Annotated in this window: 14 protein-coding genes and 5 pseudogenes; 6 read left to right on the top strand and 13 right to left on the bottom strand. The window is 69.0% G+C overall.

Translation table 11 applies throughout. The features are described 5' to 3' along the window. The first annotated feature begins 135 nt into the window (after window positions 1–135). On the top strand, window positions 136–288 hold the full coding sequence (locus RMT89_RS35035; RefSeq protein ID WP_315887787.1) for a hypothetical protein: 153 nt from the start codon (window positions 136–138) through the stop codon (window positions 286–288). 49 nt (window positions 289–337) lie between these two features. Then, on the top strand, window positions 338–1,519 hold the full coding sequence (locus RMT89_RS35030) for a hypothetical protein (RefSeq protein ID WP_315887786.1): 1,182 nt from the start codon (window positions 338–340) through the stop codon (window positions 1,517–1,519). Window positions 1,520–2,274: 755 nt separating this feature from the next. On the opposite strand, the gene RMT89_RS35025 is transcribed toward RMT89_RS35030, so the two are convergent. From RMT89_RS35025 to RMT89_RS35005, 5 genes and pseudogenes are all read right to left on the bottom strand, one after another. Further along, the gene (locus tag RMT89_RS35025; protein ID WP_315887785.1) at window positions 2,275–3,999 is read right to left on the bottom strand and encodes an acyl-CoA dehydrogenase family protein; all 1,725 of its coding nucleotides are present in this window, start codon (window positions 3,997–3,999) and stop codon (window positions 2,275–2,277) included. A gap of 71 nt (window positions 4,000–4,070) precedes the next feature. Next, entirely contained in the window at window positions 4,071–4,628 is a 558-nt protein-coding gene (locus RMT89_RS35020; RefSeq protein ID WP_315887784.1) for a PadR family transcriptional regulator, read from the bottom strand. A gap of 634 nt (window positions 4,629–5,262) precedes the next feature. After that, a complete protein-coding gene (locus RMT89_RS35015) occupies window positions 5,263–5,925 on the bottom strand; it encodes a hypothetical protein (RefSeq protein ID WP_315887804.1) in 663 nt (220 codons plus the stop codon). Window positions 5,926–6,053: 128 nt separating this feature from the next. Further along, window positions 6,054–6,365: pseudogene (locus tag RMT89_RS35010) on the bottom strand (SRPBCC domain-containing protein); the annotation flags it as partial. Further along, window positions 6,362–6,811: a metalloregulator ArsR/SmtB family transcription factor gene (locus RMT89_RS35005; RefSeq protein WP_315887783.1), complete on the bottom strand. Its 450-nt coding sequence runs from the start codon at window positions 6,809–6,811 to the stop codon at window positions 6,362–6,364. The pseudogene RMT89_RS35010 and the gene RMT89_RS35005, both read right to left, overlap by 4 nt. 181 nt (window positions 6,812–6,992) lie before the next feature. Between RMT89_RS35005 and RMT89_RS35000 the strand changes: the two genes are divergently transcribed. Beyond that, window positions 6,993–8,114, top strand: coding sequence for a PP2C family protein-serine/threonine phosphatase (locus RMT89_RS35000; RefSeq protein WP_315887782.1), 1,122 nt, complete (start codon window positions 6,993–6,995; stop codon window positions 8,112–8,114). A 17-nt stretch (window positions 8,115–8,131) separates the two neighbouring features. On the opposite strand, the gene RMT89_RS34995 is transcribed toward RMT89_RS35000, so the two are convergent. Continuing rightward, window positions 8,132–8,905 carry a polysaccharide deacetylase family protein gene (locus RMT89_RS34995; RefSeq protein ID WP_315887781.1) on the bottom strand — a complete coding sequence of 258 codons (774 nt, stop codon included), beginning with the start codon at window positions 8,903–8,905 and terminating at the stop codon, window positions 8,132–8,134. A gap of 140 nt (window positions 8,906–9,045) precedes the next feature. After that, window positions 9,046–10,259: pseudogene (locus RMT89_RS34990) on the bottom strand (Ig-like domain-containing protein). Window positions 10,260–10,314: 55 nt separating this feature from the next. Between RMT89_RS34990 and RMT89_RS34985 the strand changes: the two are divergent. Together RMT89_RS34985 and RMT89_RS34980 are read left to right on the top strand one after the other, a co-directional pair. Further along, complete coding sequence (locus tag RMT89_RS34985) at window positions 10,315–10,965, top strand: beta-glucanase (RefSeq protein ID WP_315887780.1); 651 nt, start codon at window positions 10,315–10,317, stop codon at window positions 10,963–10,965. Window positions 10,966–11,030: 65 nt separating this feature from the next. Further along, window positions 11,031–11,777: pseudogene (locus tag RMT89_RS34980) on the top strand (BRCT domain-containing protein); the annotation flags it as partial. On the opposite strand, the gene RMT89_RS46140 reads toward RMT89_RS34980, so the two are convergent. From RMT89_RS46140 to RMT89_RS34960, 5 genes and pseudogenes are all read right to left on the bottom strand, one after another. After that, on the bottom strand, window positions 11,774–12,133 hold the full coding sequence (locus tag RMT89_RS46140) for a serine hydrolase (protein ID WP_399498558.1): 360 nt from the start codon (window positions 12,131–12,133) through the stop codon (window positions 11,774–11,776). The pseudogene RMT89_RS34980 and the gene RMT89_RS46140 sit on opposite strands and share 4 nt — an antisense overlap. 97 nt (window positions 12,134–12,230) lie before the next feature. Beyond that, window positions 12,231–12,350, bottom strand: a pseudogene (locus RMT89_RS46135) (serine hydrolase); the annotation flags it as partial. A gap of 299 nt (window positions 12,351–12,649) precedes the next feature. Beyond that, window positions 12,650–13,105, bottom strand: a complete 456-nt coding sequence (locus tag RMT89_RS34970) for a GNAT family N-acetyltransferase (protein ID WP_315887779.1) — start codon at window positions 13,103–13,105, stop codon at window positions 12,650–12,652. Between the two features lie 1,119 nt (window positions 13,106–14,224). Further along, window positions 14,225–14,887 (bottom strand): class I SAM-dependent methyltransferase, encoded by a 663-nt coding sequence (locus tag RMT89_RS34965; RefSeq protein ID WP_315887778.1) that lies wholly within the window; start codon window positions 14,885–14,887, stop codon window positions 14,225–14,227. A gap of 302 nt (window positions 14,888–15,189) precedes the next feature. Next, on the bottom strand, window positions 15,190–15,867 hold the full coding sequence (locus RMT89_RS34960; RefSeq protein WP_315887777.1) for an SDR family NAD(P)-dependent oxidoreductase: 678 nt from the start codon (window positions 15,865–15,867) through the stop codon (window positions 15,190–15,192). A 131-nt stretch (window positions 15,868–15,998) separates the two neighbouring features. On the opposite strand from RMT89_RS34960, the gene RMT89_RS34955 reads away from it, so the two are divergent. After that, window positions 15,999–16,712, top strand: a complete 714-nt coding sequence (locus RMT89_RS34955; protein ID WP_315887776.1) for a TetR/AcrR family transcriptional regulator — start codon at window positions 15,999–16,001, stop codon at window positions 16,710–16,712. 375 nt (window positions 16,713–17,087) lie between these two features. Here RMT89_RS34955 and RMT89_RS34950 read toward each other — a convergent pair. Beyond that, window positions 17,088–17,622 (bottom strand): annotated as a pseudogene (locus RMT89_RS34950) (hypothetical protein); the annotation flags it as partial.

Raw genomic sequence — 17,622 nt, 5'->3', positions numbered from 1 at the left:
GGGGGTGCCGTCGTAACGGCCATGGCTTGATCCACATGCCTGCACGGTCCGTGCGGCGTTATCTTGGAAGAGGCACCGCACAGACATTCCCCCACCGGATCGCGGCCTCCGTGGAACGCGACGAAGACCCACCGATTGGGGCCTCGGGCCCTCCTGTCCGGCTGGAAGGTCTGCGGCGAGTGCGGCGACCTGTTCTGGGCCGGAGACGGCGACTTCGGCGGCGCCTGCCCTGCCGATGTCACCCACCATGCGCTCAGTGTGGAGTTCTGGGTCGAGTCCTGGCTGTAGGCCGAGCGTGCACCAACACGCCTCGACGGTTCACCATTGGAGAACGATCATGGGTGACTTCGCCGTGAACACGTCCACCGCTGGAGGTCAGTCACAGGCCTGCGCCGACGCGCTGCTCAGCAGCGCGCTGTTCACGGCGGTCTGGGCGGACGGCGGGGACGCCGGTATCAAGGGCCGACATGTCAACACCACCGGGACAACGGTCGGGCCGGAGTTCGTCGTCAGTGACACACCGTCAGGCAACAACACCAACCGGCAGTGGCCCTTCGCGGACTCCATCGGCTCGGCCACCTTCGCGGCCTGGATCGAGCAGCCGTTCAACCTGCCCCCGCCGACTCCGCGCGTGATGCTGCGACGCCTCACCGGTGGGCAGCAACCCGCCGGCCCTCCGGTCCAGGTCAGCACCGACTCCATCGAGCCCGCGTTCCCACCGACCGTGACCCGGATGATCGACGGCGGCTGCCTTGTCACCTGGACGGGCAGCGGCGAGCAGAAGCGCATCCGCGCCCAGCGGTTCGGCCCCGACGGACAGAGGCAGGGCGCCGAGATCGCTGTCAACACCAGCTCGGCCTTCCACACAGACGCGACCGCGACACTGCTCAGCAACGGAGACTTCGTCATCGCCTGGACCAACGGCGATCCGGTGGGCGGCGGCGGGCTCCGATACCGCGTCTTCGGCTTCGACGGCACGCCCCGCACGGACGAGATCCGCCCCAACATCACAGGATTCGGACGCCTGGGCCGAAGCGTGCTGACGGCCCTCGACAACGGACGCTTCGTCGCTGCGCACATCGACGCCACGGTGCAAAGCGACCTCGGCGTGCTCCAAACCACTGCCGTGGCCAGCGTCTTGGACCCGGTCAACGGCGGCGGCGCCATCACCAGCGCCTTCGCGGGCTCACCAAAGCACTTCCACCGGACCGCGCCCGCCCTAACGGCGCTGCCGGGCGGGCGCTTCGTCCTCGCCTGGGTGGAGAAGAGCGCGGACACGTTCGACACCGTGCCGACCGTGATGGCACAGCTGTGCTCGGACTCCGAGCTCGAAATCGGGCCCAAGGTTCAGGCCAGCTCCGGCGCCGCGAAGAACCGTTTCAACCTGAGCGCCGCCGCTGTATTCGGCAGCGACACTCCGCAGAAGGTCTTCCTGTCATGGACGAGCATGGCGGCTGACGGCGACACCTCGATCCGCGGGTGCGTCCTCACCGCTGATGCCGACGGGCTGTCGTCCTGACAGCCACGCGCGCCGACAGCCGGGCCCGACGCCGGAGAACAATCCCTGACGGCCTGTCCGCCGCTTGTGCGAACACCGCTCGCGCATCACCGTGCGCCTCACCACCGCCATCGACAGACGCCTGGCTCACGCGCGCGCGGGTGCAGCGCAGCGTGGCTTCGACATCGACCGCCACGCTTCTGACGTACGGCGTCCTGTGACGTCTTCGCTGTCAGAGCGCCTTCAGCGTCGAAGGTCGCGGTGTCGAGTGCAATCGAGTTGGGCTGGGAAAGTGACGGGGTGCGACCTCGACGGCGCCTACCCTCCGGAGGGTCATACGCCGGGTCCCGCTCCCTACGCACCCCTGCCGGAGCGGGACAAGAAGGAACCGGTGCAGGCTTGGTGGGACACGGACTACGCCCCCGGTATCCCTACACGGCGTCACTCCTGCCCAGTGCATCGACATCACCACAGACATGTCCAGCCCCCCCTTGACGATCGCCAACCGAATCGCCGAAGCGGACCGGCAGGGGGATCGTTCCACCCCGTGGGCCGTACCGGGCAGAGCGTGCGGTGGCGTACCAGCGCCCGTGAACGCCCTCGTGCGCTCGCGTAGTTGGACCCACGCCGACGTCGCCGACGGGGCGAGCAGCTCTGCGACGATCGACGCCATCGACGGCCCGGAACGCACGTTCAGGGTGCCGGGGCGAGTGACCACCTCGCGGAGGGCGGCGCCAGCCGTACTCCACGAGGCGGTTCAAGGCCGCGTCGGGGTCTCAGGGCATCATCTCGTACGCCCCCGACAGTGCCTCGACGCGCTGCCAGACGCGCTCCGAGCGCGCCTCGTCGACGACCGGGCGGCGGACCGCGCCGAGCGCCCAGAGCTGCTGCTCCTCGGTCGCGGAGTCCTTGCCGTGCAGTTCGACGGCGTGCGCGGAGAAGTCCCGCACGAGGACGGCGAACAGCTCGTCGAGCACATCCTCGTCGAGGCTTGTCAGGGTTGCCTGCTCCAGGACCAGCTGCCCGTGGACGACGAGCGCGAAGAGCTGCCCGACGGCGAGGAGCAGGTCGAGGTCCCGGCTCTGCTCCTCGTCAGGAGCGGCCGTGCGTACGAACTCGCAGAGCGCGTCGGCCTGTTCGCGAAACCGGGAGATGTTGGGCAGGTGGGCGTAGGCGTCGAAGGCCGGCCGCCAGTCGTGGAAGCGCACCGCGCCGAGACCGCGGGCCGGCCCCTGCCGGAAGAGGAAGTCGTCGTCGGCGGCGTCGAGACGGGTCGGGACGGGCTCGTACGCGGCCGGGTCGAGCAGGTGATTGCGCATGAACTTGAGGATCAGCGCCAGGTTGACGTGGACGGTGCCCTCCAGCTTCGGCAGGCCGCGGATCTCGACGGCGGCCTGGGCGAAGTAGTTGTCCTTCTCGAAGCCCTTGGCGGCGATGACGTCCCACATCAGGTCGATGACCTTCTCGCCCTCGGTGGTCACCTTCATCTTCGTCATCGGGTTGAAGAGGAGGTAACGGCGGTCGTCGGGGCCCGCGGTGCGGAAGTAGTCGACGGCGCGGTCGCTGAACAGCTTCATCCCGACGAGCCGGACGTACGCGTCGGTCAACTCGCGCCGCACGTGCGGGAAGGCGGTGACGGGACGGCCGTAGAGGATGCGGTTGTGCGCGTGGGTGACGGCCTCGTACATCGCGTGCTCGCAGATGCCGATCGAGGCGGTGCACAGGTTGAACTTGCCGACGTTGACGGTGTTCAGGGCGGCGTCGAACGCGGCGCGGCCGGTGTGCAGGACGTCTTCCGGGGCTACGGGGTAGTCCTCCAGGCGGAACTCGCTGACGTACTTGGAGGAGTCGACGACGTTCTTGACCAGGTGGTACGCCGGGTGGCGGCTGTCGGCGGCGAAGAAGACGTAGCCGCCGGGGCCCTCGACATCGGTGCGGCGGCCGAAGACGGAGACGAGGCCGGCGGCGTTGCCGTTGCCGATGTAGTACTTGGAACCGGTGGCCCGGAAACCGCCCTCGCCGTCGGGCGTGAGCAGCATGTCGGTGGAGTAGATGTCGGCGCCGTGGGCCTTCTCGGACAGGCCGAACGCGAACACCTCACCCTGGGCGAGCAGTTCCGCGGCGCGGGCGCGGGCGGCGGGGTTGTCGCTCTGCCAGACGGGGCCGAGGCCGAGGATGGTGACCTGCCAGGCGTACCAGTAGTCGAGGCCGTAGAAGCCGAGGATCTCGTTGAGGGCGGCGATGCGGGCGGTGTCCCAGCGCTTGTCGCCCTCGCCCTCTGCTGCGCCGGAGGCGGGGGTGAGGAAGGTCGCGAAGAGCCCCTCCTTGGCGGCGAAGGCGAGGAAGTCGCCGAGCCAGGCGCGGGTCCGGTAGTCCTCGATCAGCCGCCGCTTGCCCCGCTCCTCGAACCAGTCGACGGTGGCGCGCAGCAACCTGCGGGTCTCCGGGTCGAAGTGCGCGGGGTCGTAGGTGCGCGGGTTGAAGAGGAGGGGGTCGGCCATGGGTGCCGCCTTTCGGCTGGGAGGGGTGAGGGTGTTCCGGGTACGGTCCCGGAGGGTGCCTGCTCGGCCGGTCAGCGACCGGTGTCGAAGCGGGCGAGTGTGGCGAGGACGTCGTCGAGCCAGGCGATCATCATCCGCTCGTACGCGATGCCGCCGCGCAGCACGACGTGCTGGAGCTCCCGTTCGGCGTCGAGCGGACCGTCCGCCGGGGGCTCCCCGAAGTCGCGGGCCTCGCCCGCGAGATAGTGGGCGAGGCGGTCCGTGTGCGCCTGCCGGTGCCGCTCGACCTCACTGATCAGGGCGGCCGGATCGTCGAAGGCGGCGCCCCGGACTTTCACCGCCAGGTCGTGGCGTACGCTCTCGGGTTCGGTCGGTTCGTTGAGCCACGCGGAGAGCGCGGCCCGTCCGGGCCCGGCGACGGAGTACTCCTTCTTGTCCGGACGCCCGTACTGCGCAACGTCCCGGACATCGACCCAGCCGTCGCTCTCCATGCGCTTGAGCACGCGGTAGATCTGCTGGTGGGTAGCGGTCCAGAAGTACCCGATGGACCGCTCGAACCGCCGGGCCAGCTCATAGCCGGAGCCCGGCTTCTCCAGCAGGGAAACGAGGATCGCGTGCTCGAGCGCCATACGCACGATCTTCCTATGCAACTCGTTGCATACCCAAGAGTCGCTGCCACAGTGAGACACGGCTCACCTGGTGCAGCCCACGGACAGTCGGCGATCTGATGCAACCTCTCCGCCAAGGCGTGCTTGTCCAGCTGCTGCGTTCGACTCCATGCTGGCCGCTACGGCAACGGCGGTTCAGCCGAGACGGGGCTCCCGTCCCCGCGATGTGAGCAGCGTGCCCTCGCTGAAAGGATGCGCAGACGATGAAGGTCCTCATTATCGGTGCCGGTGTGCTGGGGGCAGCGTCGCGAGGCAGCTTGCCGTGGTCCGCGAGGAAGTTCTCCTGGTGGATCAGTGGGGAGCCGGCACCGGTACCAGCGCAACCACCTTCGCCTGGACCAACTCCAGCAGGAAGCTGGACCCGGACTACCACAGGCTCAACCTCGCGGGGATGGAGGAGCACGCCAGGCGCGCCGAACACTGCCCGGCGCGCCGTCCTACTTCCCCAGCGGAGCGATGCAGTGAGCGGACTCCGAAAGCGAGCAATGGCTCGCCGGCAACGTGGAACGGCTGCAGTGCCTCGGCTACCCCGCGCAGTGGGTCACGGCTGCCGAAGCCAGGCGCATCGCAGGCGACGTCCGGATCCCGGACACCATCACGTGCATGGCTCACTTCCCCAGCGAGGCAAGCGTTCCCGAGCCGGGAGCGCGGGGTGCGGACTGTCGTAGACGGCGCCGTCGAGGACCATTCCGGTGGGCCAGGCCTCAGGGTCGTCCTCCAGCAACCCGATTTCACTGTGGCGCAGATCGATCACGCCCGCCGGCGCCTTGCGCAGGCGAAGCGCCACGGTGGCCGTGGTTGATCCGAGAAAGCTCAGGGCGGACTCGCCGGCGGGAGCGTCGAGGGCAGCGTCATCGAGGCAGACACGGCTGCGGACCATGACGTTGATCAGGGAGACCCTGCCGTGGGCGGTGAAACCGCCGCACATATGGAGCGCACCGCCGGTCTCAACTCCGTTGCCGTTCAGAGCGGGTTGGCCGTGGAGGGCGGTGAGTTCGGCGCCTTCGAACAGAGCGGAGCCGCCAAACCGCGAGTCACGCAAGTCGATCAGGCCGTGAGCGACGAATCCATTCCGGCAGTTGAGGTCGCCGCCCACGCGCAGTCGTGAGGCGCTCAGCGCAGGTTCGGTGCTCGGCATGGTGGAGGAGACGTCGAAGCGGGCTCCTTTGAGGAACACACTGCCTCGCACCGTGGTGTCGTTGAGAGTGGCGGGGCCATGTACGACAAGGCCCTGCCCGGACCAGATGTCACCGCCCACCTCCGCAGCGCACATGAGCAGCGCGTACGCACCCGGGCCGGCGCCGGGGCCGGCCAACTGGCAGTCCTCCATCCTGACGGATCCACCGATGGAAGCCCCATAGAGGTTGATCTGTCCGGTGGGAAGCCGTCGAATGCGAACGTCTGCACGATGCGCTCGTTGAGGCGTACCTCGTGGAATACGCCGCGGAAGCCGTACTCCGTCCCGTCGTCCTCGCGATGCACATAGCGGTACGACCCACCGCTGCGCGCGTCCCACTCCTCGATCCGCATGGTGAGCCGACGCGGGCCGAGCCACTGGACGACCAGGTCGGAATCGGTGTACGCCCGGAACACGCGCTCCGGCGGAGCATCGAACTCCCGGATGATGAGGATGGTGGGCAGCGCCGGGTCGGCCACGATCTGCGTCTCGTGCCGACGACTGGCCTTCGCGGTGCTCATGATGCCGCCTCCTTCGCCGAGGTGCCCGTCTCCGGCTGCTCCTCCATCTGCTCCAGAACAGCGTCGAGCCGGCGGAAACGGTCCTCCGCCTCGCGCCGGTAACGTTCGATCCACTTCGTCATCAGGTCGAAGACGTCTGCCTCAAGGCGGCAGGGCCGCCGTTGGGCATCCCTGCCGCGACTGACCAGACCGGCGTCTTCCAGGACCCTGATGTGCTTGGACACGGCCTGCACGGTCACATCGTACGGCTCGGCCAGTTCATTGACCGTGGCATCCCCGGCGGCCAGCCTGGCCACGATGTCGCGCCGGGTCGGGTCGGCCAGAGCGGAGAACACCCGGGACAGCGGGTCGCCGGCCATCTCGCACCTCACATCTTCAACCAATCGGTTGAATAAACCTATGGCCGAGCCCATCGCATTGTCGACCAGACGGTTGAATATCGGCACCCGCCGGCGCCTCACGCGCCGATCGACCAGCCGCCGACCGCAGCAGGTTCGGCAACGAGACGGGCTCCTGCACCTCTGCGGCCACGGCCGGGCAAGGTCGAGGCGGCCGGGGCACTCCCAGCCCCTTGGACCGCTTCAGCCGTCGCGAGCGCCGGGGCTCATTGAGGTGTATCCAGAACATATGGTTCCGAGAGGCCACAAAGATCAACGTCTGTCACGGGGGCCACGTCACGCGCTGCTGGTGGTACCGGTCGTGCTGATCGTGCTGGTCACTGTGATCGACATCTTGGCCCCGCCCAGCGTCCACCTCGGACCGTTCCTGGTCGCCGCACCGGCTGTCACCGCCTCCTTCGCCGGCCCCCGGGCGACCGCGTGTATCGGCGCGCTCGCCGTCCTGGCCCAGGCCGTCGTGGCGGTGGTGCGCACCAGCCTCACTGATCTGAACCACAGCTTCCAGCTGATCACTCTGATTCTGATGTCCGTGCTCGTGACCTCGCTTGCCGCCAGGCGCGAGCGCCATGAAAGGGAGCTGATCCAGCTACGGTCCGTGGCGACAGCAGCCCAAGAGGTGGTGCTCAAGCCTCTCCCCCACCGGGTCGGCCCCTTGCGCATCGCCTCCGTCTATCTGGCCGCCGAATCCGAAGCCCAGATCGGCGGCGACCTGTACGCCGCTGCCCGCACGGAAAAAGGAACCCGGTTCGTCATCGGCGACGTCCGCGGCAAGGGCCTGGAGGCGGTCGGAGATGCCGCTCTCCTCCTGGGCGCCTTCCGAGGGGCAGCCCACCGGCGCGCCGACCTGACCGCACTGGTCACCTTCCTGGAGGGCACCGTCTCCTCGGACCTGGACGATCCGGCGGCTCTGGAAGCCGCCGCCGAGGATCGCGGCGAGGCCTTCATCACCGCCGCCATGCTCGACATCCCGGACGACGAGCAGGTCCTTCACATGATCAACTGCGGCCACCCGCCTCCTCTGCTGCTGCGCCACGGCCAAGTGAGCCTGCTCGAAGCCCGGCAGCCGGCACCGCCCCTCGGTCTCACCGAGTTCGCCGCAGCCGACCTGGCCACGGAAGTCTTCGCCTTCGAGCCGTACGACATCGTCCTTCTCTACACAGACGGTGTGATCGAGGCCCGCGACCGGGACGGCATGTTCTACCCCCTCACGGAACGGGTGACCGACAGACCCAACAAGGGCCCCGACGCGCTCCTGACCCACCTGAGCAAGGACCTGTTGCGCCACGTCGGCGGCCATCTCGGGGATGACGCCGCCATGGTGGCCATCGAGCGGAGACCACTGCCGTCCTGAAACAGCTCGGCCCGAGCTCAGCGCACCGGGAAGCCGAAGGAGTAGCCCTGGTCCTTGAGCCGGGGCAGGATCCGGCGCAGGGCCTCGACCGTCTGGGAGCGGTCGCCTCCCGCGTCGTGGAGGAGGAGCGTCGGCCCGTTGGGCAGCTCCCGCTCGACGGTGGCGACGATGGCGTCCGCGCCCGGCTGCTCGAAGTCCTTGGTGTCCACGTTCCAACCCAGCGGGCGCATGCCCCGGGAGGCGGCGAGGGTGCGGCTGTAGGGGGTGAAGGCCCCGCCCGGCGCCCGGTAGTACAGCGGCCGTAGACCCCCGGACGCCTCGGTGATCATGCGCTCGGCGTCCAGTATCTGCTCCGACTGGTACGCCTTGGGCTGCCGGTCCATCGTGGTGTCGTGCGACACGGAGTGGTTGCACAGCCGGTGCCCGGCGGCAACCACCTCCTTCACGAGATCCGGGTGGGCCTGCGCCTGCGTGCCGACCACACAGAACGTGGCCTTCACCCCGTACTCCCGCAACACGTCCAGGACTTGAGGGGTCCATACGGGATCGGGTCCGTCGTCGATGCTGATGTTGACGCCGCTCGGGCCCGCGTCCGAGGCGTGCGCGATGGTCTTCGCGACGGGCTTGACGTCACCGCCCGGCGTGGCCGACGCGCGCGGCTTCGGCGACGAACCGCCCGCGGCACCGGCCTGAGTGGCCCACACCGAGGCCCCGGCGGCGAGTACAGTCACCCCGAGCGCCGCCCCGACCAGCTTGCCGTACCAGCCCCGCCCAGCACCGTGCCGCGCCATGTCCGCCCCGCTTTCCCGTAGTTCCCCACCGATCCCGAGCCGCCTCGCGATCACCTGGCAGGACGACAAACGGCGGCCGGAGGATTCGTCCGTTGCAGATCACGGACAATTCCGGGAGAGATCCCGGACAACTCACGTGGCTATCCACGCACCGCGCTCTTCTGCTGCCACTGGCTCCACGAGAGATTCCACGCGCCGAAGCCGTTCCCGGCCTCGACCACGCCCTTGGTGTCCTTGCCGGTGATCTCGAACGGGTCGTCCGGCCGGACCTGCCGGTAGAACCAGGCCGCGTTCGCGTCGCTCATGCCTATGCAGCCGGAGCTCTGGTTGGAGTTGCCGAACCACCGGGCGTTCCACGGGGCGGCGTGCGCGTACATGCCCCACCAGGTCAGCCGCATCGAGTAGTCGACCATCTTGTCGTAGGCGTTCCCCAGGCCCACCGTCTCGGAGTTCATGTTGATCGTGCCCTCCTTGGCCATGAGCACGGCGGTTCCGCGCCAGGAGCGCTTGTCACCGCCGGGCGTGCCGCCGGAGACCGGTATGCGCCGGACCGTCTCGCCGTCGCGTACGAGGGTGAGTTGATGGCTGTCGAGATCGACCTTGACGATCTGCTGGGCGCCGATGGTGAAGGTGGTCGTGTAGTCGCGTACGAACCAGCCGCCCCCCCCCGCGCCCGAGTCGGTGCCGTTCAGCTCGGCGTTCAGCGTGACCTTGGTTCCGGGCTTCCAGTCCTTCCTGGGCCGCCAGTCCACCCGGTCGCGGCCCGACCAGGCGCGTATCCAGCCGCAGGAGCCCTCGGTGCCGTTGGAGGTGGTGATCCTGAGCTGCTTCTCGACCTCGGCCTTGTTCTTGACCGGATGGTCGAAGACCAGGGAGATCAGCTGAGCGACGCGACGGTGGTGTCGGCGCCCGGTGACCAGTCGACCTTGTTGACCTTGTTGACCTTGTCGGCCGGAGCCGTGGTGAAGGTGGCCTTGGTGGTCTTGGCGGTTCCGCCGGCGGTCAGGGCCTGCGCCGTCACCGCGTACGACGCGCCGGGCACGGCCTTGCGGTCGGAGACCCACGACCGGCCGTCCGCGGCGACCTTGCCGGCGAGCCGGTGGCCCTCGCCGTCGGTGACGGTCACCGAAGTGAGCGTCCCGCCTGCGGCCGTGACCCGCACGGGCTCGCCCGCCGGGACCTGTTCTCCCGTGGGCGTGACGGTGACCGTGACCGGGCGGTCGTCGGCACCCTCCTTGGTGTCCGGGGCGGCGCTTGGGGAGCCGCTCGACGAACAAGCGGCGAGCGGCGCCAGCAGAGCGGCCACGACTATGGCCCGGACGTGGACGTGGGTGCGTACGCGATGGCGTGACAACAGGACCTCCGGGAAGGGCGACAAGGTGGTGGAAACGACAAGAGGGAGCTCGGGCGTGAGTGATGTCGTCTTCGTCGCAGATTTCGCTTCGGATCGCCAGTGGGTCGCCGGGCGTTCCTGGGCCTATCCGGACGGGGGCCCCACCAACCCGGGCGACGACAAACTCGACCATCTCACCCAGGATCCCGCCTACTTCCGTAACGGCACCTTCCGCGCCACCCGCCGACCCGACGGGCTGTGGGATGCCGGCTTGCTCACGACCGAGGAGAGTGCCGAGGCTTTCATGGTCCGAACCGGCGACCGGCTGGAAACCAGAGTGCGGTTGCCGGTCGGGCTGGGTGCCTGGCCGGCGATCTGGACCTGGCGGGACGGCGGCAACGAGGTCGATGTCTTCGAGTACCACCCTGACAATCCGGACCTGTTGGAGCTCACCAACCACGTACGCCGGAGCGGGAGTTACATCCGCGACAGCGCGGTCTACCCCGGAGGCATGATCAGTCTGAGCGTGACGTTCGGCGCAAGGAGTGTGATCTGGCTGCTGAACGGCAGAGAGGTCTTCGCCGACGGACGCGGCGTCGGGTCGGGCTGGCACGCCTCCCTGATTGTCAACCTGTCTGTCTGCGCGGGCCGTTATCACCCGCGGCCCGACGACACCGTGGACGCGTTGTCGTTCGGGGTGGAGAGCCTGGTCGTGCACCGCGCCTGATAACGGCGTGGTCGCTTGCACGGGCACGCTGGTCGCCTCGGTGGTGGCTTATCGCGCCGCGCGACGCGGCCGGCCGCGACCAGCTCGACATCGAAGGACTCGGCCACATCCGCGTCGTCCAGCTCGTCGACGCCGGCCTCGTCGCCGATCTCGCCGACCTGTTCACCCTCACCCGCGAGCAGCTCCTGGGTCTGGAGCGGATGGGCGCAACCAGCACCGACAACCTCCTCACCGCCATCGCCGCAGCCAAGAACCAGCCGCTGTCGCGGGTGCTGTGCGCGCTCGGGGTCCGCGGCACCGGCCGCTCCATGTCCCGCCGTATTGCCCGGTACTTCGCCACCATGGACAACATCCGCGCCGCAGACGCCGAGGCGATGCAGCAGGTCGAGGGAATCGGCACCGAGAAGGCCCCCTCGATCGTCGCCGAACTCGCCGAACTCGCCCCGCTCATCGACAAACTCGCAGCCGCCGGGGTGAACATGACCGAACCCGGTGCCACCCCACCCACCCCGTACGACGGCGGCGCGAGTGACCACGACGAGAACACCGAGCGTGCGGGCGGACCGCTGGCCGGGATGACCGTGGTCGTCACCGGTGCGATGACCGGCCCCCTGGAGAAGCTCAGCCGCAACCAGATGAACGAGCTCATCGAACAAGCCGGCGGCCGCTCCTCCTCCAGCGTCTCCAAGAGGACCACCCTTGTCGTCGCCGGAGACGGGGCGGGGTCCAAGCGGGCCAAGGCCGATGATCTCGGTATCCGCCTGGCCACCCCGGACGAATTCGCCGCCTTGGTCGCCGACTACCTCAACTAGTGTTGTGACCGCATAGGTCGGTTGGCGGCCTGCGCGTAGTCCTCGAAACGTGAGCTGGTGGAGTCCATGCCGGCGGGCTTGTAGAGGGTGTCAGCGGCGAGCTTCTCCCAGGGCATGCCCTTGGCGTCGGCAACGGCCTGGGCGGCGGCCGTCAGACCGAAGTTGGTGTAGGCGTAGCTGGCACGGAACGGCGCGAGAGGCTCGTAGCGCAGGTGGGACAAGATGTACGGGCGGTCGTAGCCGAGGTCTTCGAGGAGGTCCCCGGCGTGATCGGGCAGGCCGCTGCGGTGCGAGAAGAGGTCGGCGACCGTCACATGGGAGGTGACCCACGGGTCCTTGAGGCGGAAGTCGGGCACGTTCGGGGGCGACGGGCTTGGCCCAGCCTTCGACGCCCACGGCTCCGGAGACGACGGTCGAGGCGATCGGCTTCGAGAGCGAGGCGAGCTGGAAGACGGTGTCGGCGTCGACGGCGCCCTTCTCCCCCGCCTTCCGAACGCCGTACCCCTTCAGGTACAGCACCTTGCCGTCGTGGACTACGGCCACGGCCACGCCCGGCGCACCGGTGCGCTTCATGGCCGACTCCACCACTCCGTCCAGCCGGTCGACGGCCCGCTGAACATCCGCGTCGTCGAGTTGCGGCGGCGGTTGGGGCGGGGCGGGGAAGGCCCCGGCGCGGTGACGCCCAGCTGCGCCGACAGCCCGGCCGCGGCAACCCCTGCGAACCAGCTCACTCCTCCATTGAAAGTCCCGCGAGGAGGTCTGTCGCGCCCAGCCGGGCCCACCCCGGAACTCAGGCCGCCGGCCCGCTCCCGACGTCCCTGGGCGGGTGACCGCCCTGGACGCCGCCGGCCCCGATGTCCCCGGCAGCGGGGCTACAGCTCCCGCTCGGCGACGATCTCGCCCTCAACGACCTCACCGGTGACCCGGAAACCGAGCCGCGCATAGAACGGTTCCGGCCCGCCGTCGCCCGGCTGCCAGGACACCCACAGCCGGCGCTGGCCACGACGCCGGGCCTCGGCACACACCGCCGCCACCGCGAAACTCCCGTATCCCTGCTGCTGCCGCTCCGCGGCAATGTTGAGCCGCCACAGATAGCACCGGTACGGCTCCACCTCGTGCGCCGGGTCGAAGCCGGCCATCACGAACCCGACCACCTGCCCGCCGTCACAGATCACCCGCGGCCAGGCAACCTCCCCATACGCATACGCCTCAGCAAGCGACGTCACGACCGGATCGACGAACCGCTCCTGATCGGACCGCACCCGCACGCGGCACACCGCATCGACGTTCTCCGGCGTCACCTTTGCCAGAAACAGGGACGAACTCACGAATCGGCGCTCCTCGGACAACCGGCCGGCACCCACACCTACCAGGAAACCACTGGTTCTGCCTACGAGTTACGACAGCAGGAGGGGCGCCTGGAAGCTGCCCTGACGGCACGAACGTTGAGCGAACTGACCGCGCTCACCGCCGACCTGCCGCCGGCATCCGGTGCGGAGGTCAAGGACCTGGTCCGGATCGAACAGGTCCACAGCGGTCCGGTCGAGCGCAGGGGGCACTGGGTGGTACCGCGCAGTGCGCCGGACACGAGGACCGCAGAGTTCGACGGTCCCGCACCCCTTCGCACACGGCGCGGGACCGCTCTGCCATCTCTGATTCCGGGAGCCCTTCAGAGTGAAGAACTGGGGGCACCTCTCAATTCAACGTGCCCATTAGCCGAGGATGGATATCGAATCGGCACCTGGGCAAAGAACAGAGTAATGGCAATTGGGAATGATCCAACAGACGCCCAAAAGGACGCGTACGAGGAGAACGCTGCCGCCCTCGACGAGGCCGAGGAGCAACTCCGGATGGCCCAACAGAAGGCCCGTGCGAGGCTGAAGGCAGTGGGCATCGATGATGGCCACAACGATGACGGTGTAACTTCGTGCTTGAAGTGCGGATGTCCGGCGTATGTACCGACACCCCACCACCCTGGCGCCCTTTGCCCGAGAGAATTCTGTGGGGACACCTGGGCCAGCCATAATTGGTGATAGAGCTCGGCCGGTGAACCTGGGGTCTGTCCCGCTTCGCAACCGAGTCGAAAGACCAACTGGAGTGGCACCACATCACCACCGCCGAGCTGAACCACCTGCCCCCCAGACGCCGCTGTACCGAAGCGCTCGGGTGGTGTGCGCCATGCCCGGGAAACCGAGGAGGTCGGCAGTGCCCGCCACTCCCCCTCTGCGCCGATCGTCGCCGACCTGCGGCAGGCCGCCGGACGGCCGCGCCGGGCTCGTTCATGAGCGGCGGCCGTGCTCTGGGGCCGAGCCGGTCAGGCCTCGCGGCGGCGCAGCGGCCACGGAGCGGAAGGGGTTCCTCGTCCCCCTCATCAGGCCGAGGCGGAACTCGGACGGCGGTGAGCCAGGGTCACGGGTCGACGCCCGCAGCCTGCCGGCATCCCCCTTTCAGACCGCCTCTGCCGGGCCTTTGCGGGCGAGCAGTTGAACCTCCTGGAACTGCCGCCGGTCGGTGGGCTCAGGTTCGCGAACCATCCGGGCCACCTCGGCCAATCCGGTCGTACGCAGCATCGCGGCGAGATGATCCGGTGACCACCGGTAGGCCGGCGCGACGGTGTGGTCGAAGACCTGTGTCGGGTGAGACGGCCCATCGCTGGCGGAAAAGCCGAGCAGGAGGTGGCCGCCGGGTGCGAGCACGCGATGGAACTCCCCAAGGATGACGGGGAGTTCCTGCGGTGGCGTATGGATGATGGACCACCGCGAGAGTACGCCGCACAGCACGCCGTCAGCGATGTCCAACGCGGCCATCGAGCCCACGTCGAACCGCAGGTCCGGGTAGGCCTCCCGAGCCAGCTCGATCATCGCAGACGAGGCATCGACGCCGTACGCCGCCAGCCCCAGCCCATCCAGGTAAGCGGTGACATGGCCCGGCCCGCATCCCAGGTCCGCGACCCGCCCGCCGCCACTCGCACGGACGACCTCGGCGAAGGCACCCAACATCGCACGGTCCAGGGGCCTGTCCCGCAGCTCGCCGCGGAACAGCTGAGCGTAGGTGGGGGCAACAGCGTCGTAGGCCTCGCGGGTGGCGCTGGAGGCGTCGTGTCCAAGCATGGTCGCGACAGTACTTGCACTCATCACCGTGAAGACCCGGGCATCCGGCCCAAGAAGGTCCCCACACGCGCGACCGGACCAAGACAACTGCTCTGCATCCAGCCGCAGTTGGCTGCCCCCAGGCGGCGTGACAGCGACTCGCCTTCGGCCAATCGCCAATCATGGCCTCCCCGGCCGCGCGTTGTAGGGGTACGACGCTTGCCGGCGAAGGGTGCCCAGCCCTACGACGAAGCGTGCCGCGGCGGAGCACGCCACGGCACGATCAGGGTTTCGAGGTGAAGTGGCTGGGCGTCGGCGCGTTGTCAGAGGCTGAAGACGCGTTCGGCCTCGTCGCGGTGGGTGGTGTGCAGCTCCCAGTAGACCGGGGCGATCTGCTCGGGCTTGGCTGTGGGGAAGCCGGGGACGACCGACATGCCGATCGACACGTCGATACCGACGTGGGCTGCCTGGATGCCGGTACCGGCCAGCTCCTTGTGCAGGTTGACGGCCCAGTTGCGCAGCGCCGCCGCAGCGGCGTTGACGTTGCCGACCTGCGGCACGGGGTCGATGGATCCGGCGCCGGTGGTGAACAACAGGGTGCCGGCGCCGACCTCGCGCATCGCGGGCAGCACCGCCTGTGTGGCGGCAATCGCCCCGTAGAGCTGGAACTCCATCTCGTGCTGCACATGCGAGGGTTCGGTCGCGCTCGGGGTGGTCAGGACGGTCGAGTCGAACCCCCCGACCGGGGAGTACTCCAAGACGTCGATGCCTCCGAAATGCGCGGCGGCGTCCTGCAGCGCTCGGGTGAGCGCTTCGCGGTCAAGAACGTCAGCGGGGAAGGGGGCGGCGGTGATGCCGTCGGCGGCCAGTTTGCCGGCCAGGTCTTCGAGCTTGGCGGGGTTACGGGCGATCACTGCGACGTCGTAGCCATGGGTGCCGAACGTGCGCGCGATGGCGAGGCCCAGCTGAGGGCCTGCGCCGACGATGGCGATGGTGGGCATGAGGGAGCCTTCCGCGGGAGTAGAGATGGATAGGGCTATCCGGTTTCTGATCCGGAAAGCCCTATCCGGTTCACTCGTCGAGCATAGCACGGGAATCGGATAAGGCTTTCCGGTTTGCTAGTCTGGTTGGCATGAACCCCCAAAACCCGCATGCCGACGGCACCGGCAGTACGGCCGACTCCGCTGCCCCGCCGCTGCGCAGCGACGCGGAGCGCAACCGGGCTCGGATCATCGCCGCCGCACGGGCCGTATTCGCGCGTGACGGGTTGAATGCGTCGATGGCCTCGGTCGCACGGGAAGCGGGAGTGGGGATCGCCACCCTCTTCCGCCACTTCCCCAGTAAGGAGGAGCTGGTCGCCGCGGTCTTCGCGGACCGTATGGAGGCCTACGCGCGGGCCACCGACGAGGCCCTGACCGACCCGGACCCGTGGAGCGGCTTCACCGGCTACATCCAGGCGGTCTGCGCGATGCAAGCCGCCGACCGCGGCTTCGCCGACATCCTGACCATGAGCTTCCCCGGCGCCGAGGCCCTGGAAGCACTCCGCGCCCGGGCGTACAACGGCTTCCTCGAACTCATCGGCCGCGCCAAGGACAGCGGACAGCTGCGCGAGGACTTCACCAGCCGCGATCTCGTCCTGCTGCTGATGGCCAACGCCGGCGTCCTCAGCGCCACCGGCGACGCCGCCCCGGACGCCTGGCGCCGCTTCGTGGCGTGGGTGATCCAGTCCTTCCAGGCCCCTGCTCGCGGCCCGCTACCGGACCCGCCGGAGGACGCCGCCCTGTACGCGGCCATGCTCCGCGCCAGCCATGGCGTCACCTCCCCCGGGACCGGCAAGCGGCGCTGAGCGACCAGCCGGTGGGCCGACTGAGCCACCGCATGCGTGCCGGACGGTACGCGTAGAAGGCACGGCGCCGATGCTCGCCTGTCTGGTCAACGGGCATGACGCATGGCAGCGCTGCGAGAGTCCGTGAGCCGCGCCCGAGCCGCGTGCGGCGAACCGGAGGCCCATGCGCTGCCGGGCACGTCTGCGCAGAAGTCCCCAGCCCGGAAGACCGCGAAGAGCCCCCCTCGCCGCTGACCAGCCGTAGCCGGGGCCGGGCGGCCCGATGCCCTGGTCGGGCTCATGGCCGCATGCCCGCGGCCGCAGGCCCTATCCGCACGGTGCGCTCGCGGACAGGGCGGACTCCCGGTTCACCTGTGCTGGGGACGCCTCCGGCGGCTAGCTCACCACGACCCGGTCGCCCTGCGCAGTCGCACCCGTGGCGATGGTGTTGCCGGTGAATCGCCGGCGCCAGGTGCCGGTGGTGTTCGCGGTGACCGTGGTGCGCAGCTCGCCGGCGCTGTCGGTGGTGACCGTCTTGACGGTCTTGAAGGTGTCGGTGCCGGACTTGCGGAACTGGAGGGCCACGAGCTTGCCCGCGTAGTCGTCCCAGACGTTGGTGTCCCAGTTGGCCCGCCGGAGCCAGCCCGTGACGGTGAGCTTGTCGCCATTGGCGACCGGCTCGGGCGTGGCCTGGGTGTTCTCCAGCTTGGCGTGCCGCTCGACGCTGAGCGGTGCGCCCGGCGACAGGTGGTGGTAGTCGCCGTCGTCGGCCACGGCCTTGGCCTTGAAGTGCCAGGCGCCCGCCGAACTGTTCCGCAGGTCCTGCGCGTCCGTGCCGTCCGGCGAGAGCGGGAAGCCTAGGGGGTGTTTTGAAAGTCCTGTGCGGTGCCCGCGGTGTTCGGTGCGTGCCCTCGGCGTGCCGGACGAAGGC

This window comes from Streptomyces sp. P17, assembly GCF_032436805.1.
In the GTDB taxonomy this organism is placed as follows: Bacteria; Actinomycetota; Actinomycetes; order Streptomycetales; family Streptomycetaceae; genus Streptomyces.
Note: the sequence above shows the minus strand (reverse complement) of the source record. Positions and strands in the feature narration are given on the sequence as shown.